Below are 16,169 nucleotides of genomic sequence, written 5' to 3'. Positions count from 1 at the left end.
TAACGGGCCACCTTCTCCCGCAACGGGAGAAGGAAGAGGAGAGACAGAGATGTTCAACCTTACCGGCAAGACCGCCCTCGTGACCGGCGCCACCGGCGGCATCGGCGGGGCCATCGCCCGCGCCCTGCACGCGCAAGGGGCGACCGTCGTCTTGTCCGGCACGCGCGAAGCCGTGCTGGCCGATCTGGCCAAGGAGCTGGGCGAGCGGGCGCATTTCGCTACGGCGAATCTTTCGGATCCGGAGTCGGTCGATAATCTGGTGAACGCGGCCGAGACGGCGGCGGGCGCGCCGCTGGACATCCTGGTCGCCAACGCGGGCATCACCAAGGACGGCCTGCTGATGCGGATGAAGGACGAGGACTTCCAGTCGGTCATCCAGATCAACCTCGAAAGCTATTTCCGTCTGACCCGCGCGGCGGTGAAGGGGATGATGAAGCGCCGTTCGGGCCGCATCATCGGCATCACCTCGGTGGTCGGCGTCACCGGCAACCCCGGTCAAACCAACTATTCCGCCTCCAAGGCCGGCATGATCGGCTTCTCCAAGTCGCTGGCCCAGGAAGTCGGTTCGCGCGGGATCACGGTCAACTGCATCGCGCCGGGCTTCATCGCCTCGCCGATGACCGACGTGCTGAACGACCAGCAGCGCGAGGCCATCCTGTCGAAGATTCCGGCCGGACGTCTGGGCGCCGGCGACGAAATCGCCTCGGCCGCCGTCTATCTGTCGTCGGATGAAGCGGCCTACGTCACCGGCCAGACGCTGCACGTCAACGGCGGCATGGCGATGATCTGAACCCGTTGCGCGGCGCCATCACGACGCGCAACAGACTATTTCCACGCCGTCACCCTGTGCTAAAGGGCTCGGACGTCTTTCGGGGGTGAGTCTCATTGAGGCTTGATCCCGACAGGCAGCCGTGACACGGCGAAACAACCCAAGACCCGCCTTCACGGCGATTTCAAACAGGCAGAGAGACACTCATGTCCGACACCCTCGAACGCGTCCGCAAGATCGTGATCGACCACCTGGACGCCGATCCGGACAAGGTCACCGAGAAGGCTTCCTTCATCGACGACCTGGGCGCCGACTCGCTCGACAACGTCGAACTGGTCATGGCCTTCGAAGAAGAATTCGACGTCGAAATCCCGGATGACGCCGCTGAGCACATCCAGACCGTCGGCGACGCGGTGAAGTTCATCGACGAGAAGCTGGCCGCCTGATCCGGCTGCGATTCGTCGCACTTACCAGCTGATGGCCGCCGTGACGGACCCCTAGCGGGACCGTCCGGCGGCCATTAGTGTTTCTGGCTACGATTCTGACCAAGAAGGAGCGCGAACCATGCGCCGCGTCGTCATCACGGGCCTTGGCCTGGTCACGCCTCTGGGCACGGGCGTCGAGCACGTCTGGAAAGGCATTCTGGAGGGTCGTTCGGGCATCCGTCCGATCACCGCCTTCGACACCGAAGGCTACGGCTGCACCATCGCGGGCGAAGTCCCCAGCGTCGACGGACGCGGCGGCGGCGAGGCCGGTCAGCCGGGCGTCTTCGATCCCGATCAGGTGATGTCGGCCAAGGACCGCAAGCGCGTCGACAACTTCATCCTGTACGCCATCGCGGCGGCGGACGAGGCGCTGGCGGACGCGGACTGGAAGCCGGAATCAGAAGACAACAAGGAAGCGACCGGCGTCATGGTCGGCTCCGGCATCGGGGGGCTGGGCCCCATCGCCGACACGGCCATCGTGCTGAAGGAACAGGGCGTCCGCCGGGTCAGCCCCTTCTTCATCCCTTCGGCCCTGATCAACCTGGCGTCGGGCCAGATCTCGATCCGCCACGGCCTGAAGGGTCCGAACCACTCGGTCGTCACCGCCTGCGCTACCGGCGCCCACGCCATCGGCGACGCGGCCCGGATGATCGCCTTGGGCGACGCCGACGTCATGGTGGCGGGCGGCGCCGAAAGTTCGGTCGTGCCGATCGGCATCGCGGGCTTCCTGGCCTGCAAGGCGCTGTGCACCGCCTATAACGACACGCCCGAGAAGGCGTCGCGCCCCTATGACCGGGGCCACGCGGGCTTCGTCATGGGCGAGGGCGCCGGGATCATGGTGCTGGAAGAGTACGAACACGCCAAGGCGCGGGGCGCCAAGATCTACGCCGAGGTCGTCGGCTACGGCATGAGCGGCGACGCCTATCACATCACCGCCCCGTCGGAAGACGGCGACGGCGGCCTGCGAGCCATGAAGGCGGCGCTGAAGCGCGCCGGGATGCAGCCGTCGGACCTCGACTACGTCAACACCCACGGCACCTCGACCATGGCCGACTGGATCGAACTGAAGGCGGTCGAACGCCTGGTCGGCGATCACGCCAAGGATCTGGCCGTGTCGTCCACCAAGTCGATGACGGGGCACCTGCTGGGCGCCGCCGGGGCGATCGAGAGCATCTTCTCGGTCCTGGCCATCCGCGACCAGATGGCGCCGCCGACCATCAATCTGGACGATCCGGAGATGGAGACGCCGATCGACCTGATCCCGCACAAGGGCAAGGCCAAGAAGATCGACGTGGCGATGTCCAACAGTTTCGGCTTCGGCGGCACCAATGCGGCCGTGATCTTCAAGAAGGTCGACTGACTTGGCCAAGGCTCCGTCCCGCCGCACACCCAAGGTTCGCATTCCCAAGTCGCGCGTTCCGAAAAAGGGCGGCGGGGGCGGAGGTTCGCGCTCCGGTCTTGGTATCGGCCTGATCACCGCCGCCGGGACGCTGGGTCTGTTTCTGGTCGCGGCGCTTGTGGCGTTCTGGGCCATCTACTGGGGGCCGGGGCCGAAGGCGGCGGAAGGGGAGGCGACAATCGTCACCCTGCCGTCCGGGGCGGGCGTTCCGGCCATTGCGGCCAATCTGAAATCGGCGGGGGTGATCCGCTCCACCGACCTGTTCCGGGCCGCGATCAGCCTGACCGGCGCGGACCGCAAGATCCGCGCGGGCGAATATGAGGTGCCGTCGGGCGCCTCTCTGGCGACGGTGGTGGGCCTGCTGGTCGACGGCAAGGCGGTGCGCCACTACGTGACCCTGCCCGAGGGCTGGTCCAGCGCCCAGGCGGTCGACATCCTGATGAAGCAGCCGGTTCTGACCGGCGAGGTCGAGGTTCCGCCCGAGGGCAGCCTGTGGCCCGAAACCTATGAGGTCACGCGCGGCGAGACCCGCGCCGCCGTCATCGCCCGGATGCAGCGCGCTGCAAAAACCAAGCTGGAGACGCTGTGGGCCGCCCGCTCGCCCTCCACGATCGTCACGACGCCGGAAGAGGCGGTCATCCTGGCCTCCATCGTCGAGAAGGAGACGGGCATCGCCTCCGAACGGCCCGAGGTGGCGGCCGTCTTCACCAATCGCCTGCGTCTGGGGATGCGGCTGGAGAGCGACCCGACCATCGTCTACGGCGTGACCAAGGGGCGGCCGCTGGGACGCGGCATCCTGCTGTCGGAACTGCGCAATCCGACGCCGTGGAACACCTATCTGATCGACGGCCTGCCGCCGACGCCCATCGCCAATCCGGGCGAGGAGGCGATCAAGGCCGTACTGAACCCGCCGCGTTCGGAATACGTCTTCTTCGTCGCCGACGGCACGGGCGGCCACGTCTTCGCCCGCACCTATCAGGAGCATCTGCTGAACGTGGCGCGCTGGCGCGAGATCGAACGCCGCAAGGCCGGTCTGGCGGCGGGAGAGAGCGCGCCTGAGACCTCGCCGGCGCCTATGACGGACGAGGCCGCGTCGCCTCTCGCCATTCCGCCGGGTGCCAAGGTCATTCGCGTGCCGACGGAGGCCGGACGATGAGTCAGATTTCAGGCCAAATCTCGGGCATGACCGGCTTTGGCCGGGCCGATGGGGCGCTGGACGGCTGGACCTGGACGGTCGAGGCGCGCTCGGTCAACGGCCGGACGCTGGAGACGCGCTTTCGCGGGCCCGGCGGCTTCGACAATCTGGAGCGGCTGGCCAAGGCGGCGGCGCAGGCGCGGCTGAACCGGGGGCAGGTGACGCTGGGCTTGCAGGCCAAGCGCGCCGAGGGGAGCGAGCCCGCGCCGCGCGTCAATGAGGCGGTGCTGGCGACCTATCTGCGGCTGGCGAACCAGTTGGCGGAGGAGGGGGCGACCCCGCCCTCGGCCGACGGCCTGCTGGCCTTGCGCGGCGTGATCGAGGTCGCCGATGAAGATGAAGACGCCGAGGCTCGCGCCGCCCTTGAGGCCGCCATGGCGGCCACGGTTGAACAGGCGCTGGATGCGCTGAAGACGTCGCGCCAGCGCGAAGGCGAGCAGCTGACGCCGGTCATCCACGACTTCGTCGGGACCATCGAAGCTCTGGTCGCTCGCGCTGAGCTTGAGGCGTCGGCTCAGGTCGAGGCCATCCGCGAACGCTTTACTCGTCGTATCAGCGAACTGGCGCCCGATGCGCCCGGTCTGGACGAGCGCGTCTTCCTCGAGGCCGCGGCGTTGGCGACCAAGGCTGACGTGCGCGAGGAACTGGACCGGCTGACGGCCCATGTCGCCTCGGCCCGCGCACTGTTGCAGCAACCCCCCGCCGGTCGAAAACTCGACTTCCTGATGCAGGAATTCATGCGCGAGGCGAACACCCTTTGCTCGAAATCCGCTACGACCGCGCTCACCGGAATCGGCCTGGAGTTGAAGGCCGTCGTCGAGCAGCTTCGAGAACAAGTTCAGAATGTCGAATAACCGCACCCCTCGCCGTGGCGTCCTGCTGATCGTGGCCAGTCCGTCGGGGGCCGGAAAGACCTCGCTGTGCCGCCGCCTGATGGCCGACCACAAGGGGCTGGAGCTGTCCGTCTCCATGACCACCCGTGACATCCGTCCGGGCGAGGTGGACGGGCGAGACTACAACTTCGTCAGCAAGGAAGAATTCCAGCGTCTGGTCGACGCCGACGCCTTCCTTGAATGGGCCGATGTGCACGGCAACCGCTACGGCAGCCCGGCCGCTCCGGTCGAGCGGGCGCTGGCGGAAGGACGCGACGTTCTGTTCGACATCGACTGGCAGGGCGCCCGCGACGTGGCCGCCAAATGCCCCGGCGACGCCGTGCGGGTCTTCATCCTGCCGCCCAGCCTTGAGGAGCTTCGCCGCCGTCTGGTGACGCGCTCTCAGGACGCCGAGGACGTGATCGAGCGCCGCGTCGCCAACGCCAAGGGCGAGATCGAGCACTGCGACGACTTCGACTATGTGCTGGTCAATGAAGACTTCGACCGATCCTATGCCGAACTGGCGCACATCTATCACGCCGAGCGCAGCCGCCGTCACCGCAACCTGTGGGTCGACGGCTACAAGCAGGCGCTGCTGAAGGAAGTGGTCTGACGCCCATGTCCGAGGCTGAACACCGCCGCTGGCTGGCCCAGGCCGTCGATCTGGCGCTGGAGAACGTCAGGGCGGGCGGTCGGCCGTTCGGGGCGGTGCTGGTCAAGGACGGCGCCCTGATCGCCAGCGGCGTCAACCGGATGCTGGCGACGAACGATCCCAGCTCCCACGCCGAGATGGAGGCCCTCCGTCAGGCGGGGCCGGCGCTGGGCGGCGTCGACCTGTCGGGCGCGATCCTCTACGCTAGTGGCCACCCGTGCCCCATGTGTCTGGCGGCGGCGGTGATGACGCGGGTCAGCGCGGTCTACTACGCCTTCAGCAATGCGGACGCCGAGCCCTACGGCTTCTCCAGCGCGGCGACCTATCAGGCGCTGGGCGTGACGCTGGACCCGCCGCCGTTGCCGCTGACGCAGCTGGACCTGCCGGGTCGGACGGCGGCGGAGCTTTACGGCGCCTAGCGGAAGGTCACGCGCACGCCCGGTTTGACCTTGGAGGCCAACTGTTCGGCGTCCCAGTTGGTCAGGCGCACGCAGCCGCTGGAGAACGTCTTGCCGACCTTGGACGGGTCCGGCGTGCCGTGGATGCCGTAGGTGTCGCGCGACAGGTCGATCCACACCGAGCCGACCGGATTGTTCGGCCCCGGCGGCACGATGACCTTGCGGTCGCCCCGATCATAGCTGACCCGATCGGGGTCGTAGGTGTAGTTGGGCTCGGGCGCGACGCCGACGACGGTCAGCTCGCCCGAGGGCGCCGGGCGCGCCGAACTGCCGATGGTGGCGGGATAGAAGGCCAACAGCTTGTCCGCCGCGTCATAGACCCGCACCGACCGCTCGGCCTTGTCCACGACGATGTGGGCCACGTCGTCCGCCAGATCGGTCTGAGCCACGGCGGCGACGACGATGGTCTGGCCCGCCTTGCCGAAGTCGACGCCGGGATTGAGCGCCTGCAGCAGGCCCTCGGTCATGTGGAATTTCTCGGCCAGCATCTCCAGCGGCGTGGCGTAGCCGACGGTCTGGAGCTTGGCCATGTCGGCCAGATCGGCCGGAACCTGGCCGATGAAAGGACCGGCCAGGTCAGCGGCGGCGATCGTATAGTCGGTCAGGACGCGGCCGTCGTCGCCGGCGGTCAGGCGGCGGAAGACCTCGGCGTCCAGCACCCCGTCCTGGGGCAGTCCGGCGGCTTTTTCGAAGGCGGCGATCGCCTGGCGGGTGTTGTCGCCGCCCAGGCCGTCGATCACGCCCGGCGAGAAGTTGGCGCGGTCCAGCAGGATCTGGGCGCGCGCCGTCGCCGCGTCGGGCCGCGCGGGTTGACCCTCGACGGGGGCGGCGACGGTCTCGAATACGGCGGCCTCGACCGCCTCACGATTCAGAGCCGAGGCGGCGGTTTCGGCGACCGGGGGCTGTTCGGGCCTCGGGGTCTCAGCAGGCGATCCGCAGGCCGCGAGCACGGCCAGGGTGAAGGGCAGGACTGAGACGGCGAGACGCGATTTCGACATGAAAGCTCCGAAGGTTCCGGGGCTTGTCGAACGCTCCTAGGCTGTCCGCTGTTCCTGCATTTCCTCGGTGCGCGCGGCGAAGAAGGTCTTCATGCGGGCCAGGGCGTCCTCGATCTCAGGCGTCGAGACGGCGAAGCTGAAGCGGATGAAGCGGTGGCCGTTCACGGGGTCGAAGTCGACGCCCGGCGCCGTGGCCACGCCCGTCTCGCGCACCAGCTTCTCGCAGAAGGCCATGCTGTCGTTCGTCAGGTGGCCGATGTCGGCATAGATGTAGAAGGCGCCGTCCGGCGGGGCGATCGAGCGCAGGCCCATGGCGGGCAGGGCTTCCAGCATCCGCTCGCGGTTGGAGCGATAGACGTCGATGTTGGCTTCCAGCTCTTCTTCGCAATCCATGGCGGCCAGGCCGGCGAACTGGCTGAGCGTCGGCGGCGTCAGGAACATGTTGCCCATGCGCGCGCGGGCCTGCTGGACCTCTTCTTCCGGCAGGATCAGCCAGCCCAGACGCCAGCCCGCCATGCTCCAGTATTTGGAGAAGCTGTTCACGATCATGGCCTTGTCGTCGAACTGCAGCATGCAGGGCGTGTCGTGGCCGTAGGTGATGCCGTGATAGATCTCGTCCGAGATGATGCTGATGTTGCGCTCGCGGCAGACCTCGACGATGGCCTTCAGCTCGTCCTCGGCGATGACGGTGCCGGTCGGGTTGGCGGGGCTGGCGATGATGACGCCCTGCGGCGCCGGGTCCAGGTCGCGCAGCGCCTTGGCCGTCAGCTGGAAGCGCACGTCGGGGCCGCAGTCGATCTCCTGCGGGACGATATGCAGGGCCTTCATCGTGTTGCGATAGGCGACATAGCCGGGGCGGGCGATAGCCACGCGGTCGCCGGGAGCGAAGCGCATGTTCAGCGCCACCACCAGGGCGGGAGAGGCGCCGGCGGTCATGATGACGCGCTCGGGATCGATGACGACGCCGTAACGGTCCTTGTACAGCTTGGCCACGCGGGCGCGCAGATTGGGGCTTTCCCAATAGCCGCCGGCCTCGGCGTCGACCACGCGGTGGGCCTCGGCGATGGCGCGGCTGGGGGCTCCGGTCGAGGGCTGGCCGAACTCCATATGGATGACCGACTGTCCTTCAGCCTTCATCTCGTGGGCGATGCGGCTGATGGCGATGGCGCGGAAGGGTTCGATTTCTACTGTCATGTCAAAGCGTCGGCCAATCTGAGGAAGCCCGCCACGTCGATGGTCTCGGCGCGGGCGTCGGGTTCGATTCCAGCGGCTTCGCACAGGGCGGCGCCGCCAAGTTGTTTCAGGCTGGAGCGCAGCATCTTGCGACGCTGGCCGAAGGCGGCCGCCGTGACCCGTTCCAGCCGCTTCAGGCGGTCGGGGGCGGGGCGCTCGGCCAAGGGTATCAGATGCACCACGGCCGAGGCCACCTTGGGCGGCGGGGTGAAGGCGGCGGCGGGCAGATGCATGACGATGCGCGCTTCGGCCACGGCCTGACTGATGACGGCCAGCCGGCCATAGGCGTCCTCGCCTGGTTGGGCCACCACGCGCTCGGCGACTTCCTTCTGGAACATCAGGGTCAGGGCGCACGGCGTCCACGGCCCCGTCAGCCATTTGATCAGCAGCGGCGTGCCGACGTTGTAGGGCAGGTTGGAGACCAGATGCGCGGGGCCCTCGACGAGTTCGGCTTCCTTCACCTTCAGGGCGTCGGCCTCGACGATGGTCAGGCGGCCCGAGCCGTCGTCCAGTTCGGACAGCAGGGGGATGAAGCGCGGGTCTTTCTCGACCAGCACCACCTTGCCTGCGTCGCTTTCCAGCAGGGCGCGGGTCAGGCCGCCGGGGCCGGGGCCGACCTCGATGACGGCGCGGCCGTCGAACGGCCCGGCGTAGCGGACGATCTTCCGCGTGACGTTCAGGTCCAGCAGAAAGTGCTGGCCGAAGCTCTTCTTGGCCGACAGGCCGTGGGCGTCGAGCGTTTCACGCAGGGAGGGCAGATGATCGGTCACGAGGCCTGTTAGCGCGCCGCGCGCGCAGACGCCATCTCAGAAGCCAGGCGGACGGCGGCGATGAAGCTGTCGGCGCGGGCGACGCCTTTGCCCGCAATGTCGAAGCCGGTGCCGTGGTCGGGCGAGGTGCGGACGATGGGCAGGCCAAGGGTGGCGTTGACCCCGCCCCAGAAGTCCAGCGTCTTCACCGGGATCAGCGCCTGATCGTGATAGAGGCAGACCACGGCGTCGTACCGCGCCCGTGCTTCCTCGTGGAACAGGGTGTCGGCGGGCAGGGGATCGGTGATGTTCAGCCCCTCGGCGCGCAGGGCCTCGGCGGCGGGGCGCAGCACCGTCACTTCCTGCAGGCCGATGGCGCCGCCTTCGCCCGCGTGGGGGTTCAGCGCGGCCATGGCCAAGCGCGGGGCGGCGATGCCGAAGTCGCGTTTCATAGATTCGTGGACGACGCGGGCGACGCGGGCGACGCGCTCCCCGGTCACCAGTTCGGGCAGTTGGTCGATCGGCACGTGGATAGTGACGAGGCAGGCGCGCAGGTTCTGCGCCGTCAGCATCATCACCGGGCCGCGCGTGCCGCTGAACGGGATGTCGGCGGTCAGTTCGGCGATGAACTCAGTGTGGCCGGGAAAGCGGAAGCCGGAGGCGTACATGGGCGCCTTGGCGATCGGCGCCGTTACCAGGCCGCAGCCTTCGCCCGACAGCACCAGATCGACGCCGCGTTCGATCCAGTCGGCGACGGCGACGGCGTTGGCGGGCTCAGGCTGACCCGCCGCTACGGGGGCGGGCGCCGGATGGTGCAGGACGGGGATGGCGCGGCCGAAGACGCCGGCGGCGTCCGCGGGGCTGAGGACGGCCTCGACCGGCTGGCCCTGCGCCTTCAGAACATCGGCGTCGCCGACCACGACGAAGGGCGCGACCGGCGCCAGGGGGCCGGGCGCGGAGCCCAGCACCGACCAGGCGCGCGCGATGATCTCCGGCCCCACCCCTGCGGGGTCGCCCATCGTGACGATGAGCGGCCGGAGCGTCGTCATTGCTTGATTTCGATCAGGGCGTCGGCCCGCAGGTCGCGCAGATAGCGGCGGCCCAGCATGGCGTAGTTCTGGTTCTGCAAACGGGCTTCGACCTGTTGCGCCGAGGGGGCGTCGGGACCGCCCAGGCGGCGATCGCAGACGGCCAGCAGGTGCACGCCCAGCGGGGTGCGGACCGCCGTGCTGACTGAGCCGACCTCGGCCGAGCGGGCGACCTGCTGGAACTGCGGCAGCAGATCGGCGACGTCGCTCTCGCCCAGATCGGCGCCCAGCAGGCCCGGCTCGGACCGAGCGCGGGTCAGGATGTTGTCGCAGGTCAACTGGCCGCGCAGGGCCTCGAGGCGCTGGGTCGCGGCGGCCACCTGGGCCTCATCGGCGTTTTCCGGCAGTTCGACCATGACCTGCTTCATCTTGACCATGCTGGTCGAGGCGCCCGAGCGCTTGTCGCGCATGTAGAGGATGTAGACGCCGCCATCGACGGGGATGGGGTTCGACAGCTGGCCGGGCTCCAGCGTGTCCATGACGGACTGCAGGGCGGGCTGGACCGTGCCTTGGACCACCCAGCCGGCGTCGCCGCCGCGGGCGGCCGAGGGGGCGGCCGAGAACTGGCGCGCCACGGCCATGAAGGGCGCGCCCTGGATCATCTGCTGCACCAGTTGGCGCGCGCCGTTCATGGCCTCCTGCATGCCGCCGACGCGGGCGGCCTCCAGGTAGATTTCGCCGATCAGATACTGAGGCTTGGTCGCCGATTCGGTCATCTGGCGCATGGTCTGCTCGACCTGGCTCTTGCCGACGCGGGCGCGGTCGCGGAAACGGCCGCCGACCAGTTCGCGCCAGCCGATCTCCGTTCGCAGCTGCTCGCGGAAGGCGGGGATGCTGATCCCGCCCTGTTCCAGGAAGTTGATGTAGCTGGCCGGCGTCGTGCCCGCCTGACGGGCCATGTCGGCGATTTCCTGATCGACTTCGGCGTCGCCGATCTTGAGCTGTTCGAACTTGGCCAGTTCGGCGGCCTGAAGGTGCTGGTCGATCAGGTCGTTCAGCGCCTGTTGCTGGATGGCGCCGATGTTTTCTTCGGTCGGCTGGACCTGGGTCATGGCCATCAGAACCAGCATCCGCTGACGCAGGTCGAAGCCGGTGATGATGCGGTCGTTGACCGTGGCGATGATGCCGTCGGACAGGCGGAATTGCGGCGCAGGCGCGGTGCGCTGGGGCGCTTCCTCGGCGGCGGGGTTCAGCGCGCCGGCGGCCGGAGTCTGAGGCGCGGCCTGCGCAGGAGCGGGAGACGCCGAAGTCTGAGCCGAGGAAGGCTCCACGGCCGCCACGACCATAAGGGCGGCCAGGGCGGCTCCCGTAGAGTAACGCATCAAACCCATCGTCAGTCCTGATTCCCTAAAGCGGTCCCGAGCCGGTCGGCGGCGATCGCCACGCCGCAGCGCCGGGGCGCAAGCTCCCCTACGCCGCAATGCGCGCCCTGCCTACCGCATATCATTGCGATCATAGCCTGAAGCCCCAAAAGTGGCGAGGTTAAGACGGATGTAAACGCCTTCCGCCGGGCCGGTCGGCCGGACGCGCGTGTTGTCGCGCCGCCAGCCCAGCTCAATGCGGAAGCAGTCGTCGTCATACAGCAGGCCGACCTCCGACCGGGTGACGATGTCGCGTTGCATGTCGGCGATCCCCGTCACCGCCACGCCCCAGTTGCCGTAGATGAACTGGTGACCGGAGAGCTGGACGAACTCGTAGTTGCGGTTCTCGGGGCCGTCCAAGGGGTTCGAGCTGTCCACGATGTAGCTTACGCTGGCCAGGTTCCGGCGTCCCCAGCGGCCGTCGACGGTCGCCTCGGCCCGACGAACTTCGCCATTGCCGTCGATCGTGGCGTGGAACCAGCCGCGCATGCGATCCGAGGGATTGAACGACCCCTGAACCACCCAGTCCGACGTCCGGCTGGCCAGACCCGAGGGGTCATAAAGGCGCGTCGGATCGTCCGGGATCGGCGTCAGGTATTCGTCCTGATCGTCTGCGCGCATGCTGCGGCCGATGAACAGACTGGCCGAGCGCACCTCGTCCCAGTGCAATGTCGCGCGCGCGCCCGCCGTGAAGCGCAAGCCGCCTTCCAGCAGGTCGTAGCCGGGGAAGCGATCCATGCGGAAAAGGGACAGGTGGTCCAGCTCCGTGATCTGGCTGTCCTCGTTCGGAATGCGTCGATCCAGGTCCGCCTTGTTGGAGATCGACACCTGGGCCATCGGCTCCAGGATCAGGTCGGACGAGGCGCTGAGGCGGCGATACAGGGGATAGCTGACGTCGACCCCGGCGCTGGCGCGCGTGCGGGTGTAGATGTCGTTCTCGACGCCCATGGCGGGCGGCAGGTCGTCCACAGAATAGACGTCGGCGCGCAGGTCGACGAACGGCTCCCAGCGGATGCCGATGGGCGAGATCATCGCGCGGCGCCATTCCGCCTGGCCGGTGATGCGGCGGCTGTCGACGCCGGGCAGGCCGTCGGTGGAGCCGCCGGGAATCAGTTCGGGCGCCAGGGTGGGGAAGCCGACATAGGCGTCGCGGGTCAGGGCGACGGCGGAGCCGCGCAGACGCAGGCGGCCGCCGAAGATGGGGCCTTCCGGCTCCCATCGCGCCTCGATCAGGGGCGCCACCAACGGCAGGGTGTTGTCGTCTTCGAACACCAGATAGCCGCTGGAGTTGCGGAAGTCGGTGTCCGAATACGATGGATCCAGCCTCAGGCTCTGCATGGTGAAAGCTGCGACCGACAGATAGGAGCGCTCGGTCTGGCGCTCGGCGTAGAGCTGGCTGATCAGGCGACGGCTGTCGCCGTAATAGAGGCCGTTGTCCTGATAGGCGTCGCGCACGTCATAGCGGTCGAACAGCGTCTTGTCGGAGACGCGCTCGGCCGTGAAGCCCCAGCGCCAAGGGCCGTCCGGGTCGAAGGCGCCGTGGGCCAGAAGATAGCTGCGCGCCGTCTTGTCGCCGAAGCGGACGTTGCTTTCCGCGCGACCGTCGCCGTCCAGGTCGAAGTCGCCGAAATTTCGGCCGTAGGTGGCGCCGCCGCGCGCCACGATCATGCCGTCAGCGAACCGCTTGCGCCATTGCAGGTTCAGCAGCGGCGCGACCTTTGTGTTGAACTGCGGGCTGATCAGAACGTCCTCGGACGGCGAGATGACGTGCAGATAAGGAATCTCGAGCGAGACGCCCCGGCCGGACTGGTAGTCGCCCCACGGCACCAGGAAGCCCGAGGCGCGGTCCACCGTCGGATCGGGATGCGAGAAGGCGGGCAGGTAGAAGATCGGCACGCCGCCCAGGCGGAACACCACGTCGCGATACAGGATCGCGCGCAGCTCCTCGTTCTGCACCGCCTTGGAGGCCTGGATGGAGACGCTGGGCGTCTTGGCCGCGCCGTCCACGGTGCAGATGGGGCAGGGGGTGAAGATGACGTTGTTCAGCTCGCTGACCGTTTCGGAACGGCGCACGGCGGTGGCGGCCATCAGGCTGGAGCCGTTCGACAGGCGCGTGGCCAGGTCGACGGCCACGCCCGTCTTGAAATCCGAATCCAGTTCGATGCGCTCGGCGTGAACGACCGAGCCGTCCGGCGCCGTCAGTTCAGCGTCGCCCGAGGCCGTGGCGATCTGGCTTTGCAGATCATAGGTGACGTCCCTGGCGCGCAGGCTGTGGTCCTGAATGCGAGCCAGAACCCGATCCTCGGCCGAACCCTGGGCCGAGACGAGGTCGCCTTCACGTTGGGCGGAATCGGCGTCCATGTAGACGGCGTCGGGCGTCAGACCGTCTGCGCCCGGCGTCTGAGCGGCTGTTTGCGGCGCCGCCTGAACGGCGGGGGTCGGAGCCGGCGCCTGGGCCTGGGCCTGGGCGGCGTAGGCCAGTCCTGGCGCAGACAGGGGCGCGCCTATGACCAACGCCGCGCCGGTCAACAGCCGAAGGCGCAGGGCTCCCATGCGGGGGAGACGGCGATGGGTCATGCGGTGTCCACTCATTACCGGCCGGGCGGAAACCGCTCGATTAGCCGTCTTCGGTATAGAACAGCAAGGTAAAGGCGGCGAGAGCCGTCAATATAGGCGGCAGCCAGGCGGCGACGATCGGCGGCACGACCTCGGCCGAACCCATGGCTGAGGAGAACTGATTCAGGAAGAAGAAGGCGAAGCCCAGCACCACGGCCGCCACTGTCATCCGCGCCAGATCGCCCAGGCGCATCAGCCGCAGCGAGAAGGCCGCCGCCAGAATGGACATGGCGCCGAAGATCAGCGGCGTGGCCAGAAGCTGTTGCAGCCGCAGCTGGTAGGCGGTCGAGGCGAAGCCGGCGTCCTCGATCCGACGAATCTGGTTGGGCAGGGACCAGAAGGGCGTCGACTGCGGTCGGGCGAAACGCTGGAAGGCCTCTTCGTCGGCCAGGTTGGACGGCAGGTCCAAGGTGGCGTAGCGCACCGCCCGCTGGCCTGTCTGCGCGCCCGCGGCGTCGGTCAGTCGCCAGCGCCCGGCGTTGAGCGTCGCCGTGGCGGCGTCCACGCGCTCGGTGAAGACGCGACGGCCGCTCGAGGTCGTGGTGTAGATGAAGAAGGTCGCGTCCAGAAGCCGTCCGCTGGCTTGCTCCTGGCGGCCTCCGCGAATGATCATCTGACGGTTGGCGTCGCCTTCGCGCAGCCAGACCGCCTGGCCCGATTCGCTGCCGGGAACCGAGCCGGAGATGCGGGCGCGTTCGCGCTGCCAGACGGCGTCGCCCGCCGCCGCCATCGGGCCCAGCACCGTGACCGTCAGCACGCCCAGCGCCACCGCCGCGCCCGCCGCCGGCAGGACGAAGCGCCAAGCCGAAACGCCCGCCGCCCGCATGGCGATCAGCTCGCTGCGCCGGTTCAGGCTGACGAAGGCGCCCAGCGTGCCGAACAGGAAGACGAAGGGCAGAAGCTGCACGATCACCGATGGCGACTTGACCATCACCAGGCCCAGGATGCGCCCGCCCGACAGTTCGCCGGACGAGTTCAGCCCGCGCGAGACCTCGACGAAGTCGATCAGCATGACCAGGGCGGCGATGACGGCCAGGGCCACGCCCAGCGCCTTCATCTGCTGGATCAGCACATAGCGTTCGATACGGCCGAGACGGAGCTTCATGCGAACCTCGCCTTCAGGCGTTCCAGCGGCGCCCAGGTGCGGCGACGGCGCGGCTTCAGCGCGCGGAACAGGATGCGCAGGGCCAGGAATGTGGCGGCCAGCGGCACGACGTATTGCAGGATGTTGAGCGCGCCGTTCCAGGCGCTGCCCGCCACCAGGCCGTACCCGATGACGCGCAGGATCAGGAAGGCGCCCGCCGCCCTGGCGATGCGTCCGGCGTAGCCGCTGCGGCTGAAGGCGCCGCCCAGGATGGCCGCCAGGGCAAAGGCCATGGCCGCCAGGGCGTAGAGAGGCGAAGCCAGGCGCGAATGGCCCTCGGCCGCCAGCTCGCCGCGCGTTCCGGCGCTTTCCAGCAGGGCGGGGGTCGGGTCGAACAGGTCCGTCAGCCACAGGTCCGACGGCTTGAAGCGGATGCGCTCGCTGGTCTTGGCGTAGGGCGACAGGTCGAACACCTGCTGGTCGAACGAGAGCTGGTTCAGCACCTCGCGCGAGGAATAGCGCTGCATCGAGCCGTTCTGCATGGTCAGCACCGGCAGGCCGTCGACGCGGCCGAAGCGGGCCGTCTCGGCGTCCCAGGTCGTGACCGTCTTGCCGTTGTCCAGGTAGACGAAGAGGTTCTTCATCAGGCCGTTCTGCTCGATCTGCTGGACGTAGACGGTCAGGCCGTCCGGCCCCTGAACGAAGCGCCCTTCCTCGACCAGCAGGGCGGCCAGGTCGGTGCGGATGGCGAACGCCTGGCGGCGACCCTCGCGCTGGGCCCAGGGCTGGACGAAGACGTTCACCAGCAGGGAGACGACCGTGACGATCAGGGCGATCTGCAGGGCCGGCCGGATCAGGGCCCAGCGGCTGACGCCGGCGGCGTAGGCGGCGGTCAGCTCCTGCTCCCGCTGCAGCCGCGTCAGGGCGATCAGGGCGCCGACGAACAGGCCGATGGGCAGGATGACGGCGATCAGTTGCGGCAGGGCTAGCAAGGTCAATTTGACCATGACCCAGACGCTCTGGCCGCGCTCGACGATGACCTCCAATTGATCAAGGCTCTGACTCAGCAGGCCTATCCCGGCCAGCGCCGCGACCGCCGCCACGATGGGCAGGCCGATCTGGCGGAAAAGATACCTCTGAATCAGGGTCATGCGGCGGGTAAGGTCGTATAATCGGCTGCGAACGTGTTGCAGCCCAGGGCGATGCGAGC

At 68.3% G+C, this 16,169-nt stretch carries 15 protein-coding genes; 7 read left to right on the top strand and 8 right to left on the bottom strand.

What is annotated here, in order from left to right:
• The first annotated feature begins 49 nt into the window (after positions 1 to 49).
• From fabG to B3D50_RS10260, 7 genes are all read left to right on the top strand, one after another.
• Positions 50 to 790, top strand: a complete 741-nt coding sequence (gene fabG / locus B3D50_RS10290) for a 3-oxoacyl-[acyl-carrier-protein] reductase (RefSeq protein ID WP_046654273.1) — start codon at positions 50 to 52, stop codon at positions 788 to 790.
• A 185-nt stretch (positions 791 to 975) separates the two neighbouring features.
• Positions 976 to 1,215: an acyl carrier protein gene (locus B3D50_RS10285; protein ID WP_003165440.1), complete on the top strand. Its 240-nt coding sequence runs from the start codon at positions 976 to 978 to the stop codon at positions 1,213 to 1,215.
• 118 nt (positions 1,216 to 1,333) lie between these two features.
• The gene (gene fabF / locus B3D50_RS10280) at positions 1,334 to 2,614 is read left to right on the top strand and encodes a beta-ketoacyl-ACP synthase II (RefSeq protein WP_286951075.1); all 1,281 of its coding nucleotides are present in this window, start codon (positions 1,334 to 1,336) and stop codon (positions 2,612 to 2,614) included.
• 1 nt (position 2,615) lies between these two features.
• Positions 2,616 to 3,809: an endolytic transglycosylase MltG gene (mltG, locus tag B3D50_RS10275; RefSeq protein WP_286951074.1), complete on the top strand. Its 1,194-nt coding sequence runs from the start codon at positions 2,616 to 2,618 to the stop codon at positions 3,807 to 3,809.
• Positions 3,806 to 4,702 (top strand): YicC/YloC family endoribonuclease, encoded by an 897-nt coding sequence (locus B3D50_RS10270; RefSeq protein ID WP_286951073.1) that lies wholly within the window; start codon positions 3,806 to 3,808, stop codon positions 4,700 to 4,702. Before mltG ends, B3D50_RS10270 begins: the two co-directional genes overlap by 4 nt.
• A complete protein-coding gene (gmk, locus tag B3D50_RS10265; RefSeq protein WP_286951072.1) occupies positions 4,692 to 5,333 on the top strand; it encodes a guanylate kinase in 642 nt (213 codons plus the stop codon). The genes B3D50_RS10270 and gmk overlap by 11 nt, the downstream gene beginning before the upstream one ends.
• A gap of 5 nt (positions 5,334 to 5,338) precedes the next feature.
• Positions 5,339 to 5,791, top strand: a complete 453-nt coding sequence (locus B3D50_RS10260; protein WP_286951071.1) for a nucleoside deaminase — start codon at positions 5,339 to 5,341, stop codon at positions 5,789 to 5,791.
• Here the strand turns inward: B3D50_RS10260 and B3D50_RS10255 are convergent.
• From B3D50_RS10255 to B3D50_RS10220, 8 genes are all read right to left on the bottom strand, one after another.
• Entirely contained in the window at positions 5,788 to 6,828 is a 1,041-nt protein-coding gene (locus tag B3D50_RS10255) for a L,D-transpeptidase family protein (protein ID WP_286951070.1), read from the bottom strand. The two genes, B3D50_RS10260 and B3D50_RS10255, sit on opposite strands and share 4 nt — an antisense overlap.
• Positions 6,829 to 6,864: 36 nt before the next feature.
• Positions 6,865 to 8,022 (bottom strand): pyridoxal phosphate-dependent aminotransferase, encoded by a 1,158-nt coding sequence (locus B3D50_RS10250; RefSeq protein ID WP_286951069.1) that lies wholly within the window; start codon positions 8,020 to 8,022, stop codon positions 6,865 to 6,867.
• Positions 8,019 to 8,831 carry a 16S rRNA (adenine(1518)-N(6)/adenine(1519)-N(6))-dimethyltransferase RsmA gene (rsmA, locus tag B3D50_RS10245; protein WP_128720252.1) on the bottom strand — a complete coding sequence of 271 codons (813 nt, stop codon included), beginning with the start codon at positions 8,829 to 8,831 and terminating at the stop codon, positions 8,019 to 8,021. Before rsmA ends, B3D50_RS10250 begins: the two co-directional genes overlap by 4 nt.
• A gap of 8 nt (positions 8,832 to 8,839) precedes the next feature.
• Positions 8,840 to 9,859 carry a 4-hydroxythreonine-4-phosphate dehydrogenase PdxA gene (pdxA, locus tag B3D50_RS10240; RefSeq protein ID WP_286951067.1) on the bottom strand — a complete coding sequence of 340 codons (1,020 nt, stop codon included), beginning with the start codon at positions 9,857 to 9,859 and terminating at the stop codon, positions 8,840 to 8,842.
• On the bottom strand, positions 9,856 to 11,220 hold the full coding sequence (locus tag B3D50_RS10235; RefSeq protein WP_286951066.1) for a peptidylprolyl isomerase: 1,365 nt from the start codon (positions 11,218 to 11,220) through the stop codon (positions 9,856 to 9,858). Before B3D50_RS10235 ends, pdxA begins: the two co-directional genes overlap by 4 nt.
• Before the next feature lie 111 nt (positions 11,221 to 11,331).
• Positions 11,332 to 13,836 (bottom strand): LPS-assembly protein LptD, encoded by a 2,505-nt coding sequence (locus B3D50_RS10230; protein WP_286951065.1) that lies wholly within the window; start codon positions 13,834 to 13,836, stop codon positions 11,332 to 11,334.
• Positions 13,837 to 13,876: 40 nt separating this feature from the next.
• Positions 13,877 to 14,980: an LPS export ABC transporter permease LptG gene (gene lptG / locus B3D50_RS10225; RefSeq protein ID WP_269297858.1), complete on the bottom strand. Its 1,104-nt coding sequence runs from the start codon at positions 14,978 to 14,980 to the stop codon at positions 13,877 to 13,879.
• On the bottom strand, positions 14,977 to 16,110 hold the full coding sequence (locus B3D50_RS10220; protein ID WP_286951064.1) for an LptF/LptG family permease: 1,134 nt from the start codon (positions 16,108 to 16,110) through the stop codon (positions 14,977 to 14,979). Before B3D50_RS10220 ends, lptG begins: the two co-directional genes overlap by 4 nt.
• Positions 16,111 to 16,169: the final 59 nt, after the last annotated feature.

Source organism: Brevundimonas sp. UBA7507 (assembly GCF_002478355.1).
Taxonomy (GTDB): Bacteria; Pseudomonadota; Alphaproteobacteria; order Caulobacterales; family Caulobacteraceae; genus Brevundimonas; species Brevundimonas diminuta_D.
This window is presented reverse-complemented; position numbering and strand designations above follow the sequence as displayed.

Bases quoted from the DNA above. Each gene is read 5' to 3' on its own strand.
- B3D50_RS10285 (WP_003165440.1), top strand. From the start codon at position 976: ATGTCCGACACCCTCGAACGCGTCCGCAAGATCGTGATCGACCACCTG.
- B3D50_RS10250 (WP_286951069.1), bottom strand. From the start codon at position 8,022: ATGACAGTAGAAATCGAACCCTTCCGCGCCATCGCCATCAGCCGCATC.
- fabG (WP_046654273.1), top strand. From the start codon at position 50: ATGTTCAACCTTACCGGCAAGACCGCCCTCGTGACCGGCGCCACCGGC.
- B3D50_RS10220 (WP_286951064.1), bottom strand. From the start codon at position 16,110: ATGACCCTGATTCAGAGGTATCTTTTCCGCCAGATCGGCCTGCCCATC.
- B3D50_RS10255 (WP_286951070.1), bottom strand. From the start codon at position 6,828: ATGTCGAAATCGCGTCTCGCCGTCTCAGTCCTGCCCTTCACCCTGGCC.
- lptG (WP_269297858.1), bottom strand. From the start codon at position 14,980: ATGAAGCTCCGTCTCGGCCGTATCGAACGCTATGTGCTGATCCAGCAG.
- B3D50_RS10270 (WP_286951073.1), top strand. From the start codon at position 3,806: ATGAGTCAGATTTCAGGCCAAATCTCGGGCATGACCGGCTTTGGCCGG.
- B3D50_RS10230 (WP_286951065.1), bottom strand. From the start codon at position 13,836: ATGACCCATCGCCGTCTCCCCCGCATGGGAGCCCTGCGCCTTCGGCTG.
- pdxA (WP_286951067.1), bottom strand. From the start codon at position 9,859: ATGACGACGCTCCGGCCGCTCATCGTCACGATGGGCGACCCCGCAGGG.
- B3D50_RS10260 (WP_286951071.1), top strand. From the start codon at position 5,339: ATGTCCGAGGCTGAACACCGCCGCTGGCTGGCCCAGGCCGTCGATCTG.
- fabF (WP_286951075.1), top strand. From the start codon at position 1,334: ATGCGCCGCGTCGTCATCACGGGCCTTGGCCTGGTCACGCCTCTGGGC.
- gmk (WP_286951072.1), top strand. From the start codon at position 4,692: ATGTCGAATAACCGCACCCCTCGCCGTGGCGTCCTGCTGATCGTGGCC.
- B3D50_RS10235 (WP_286951066.1), bottom strand. From the start codon at position 11,220: ATGCGTTACTCTACGGGAGCCGCCCTGGCCGCCCTTATGGTCGTGGCG.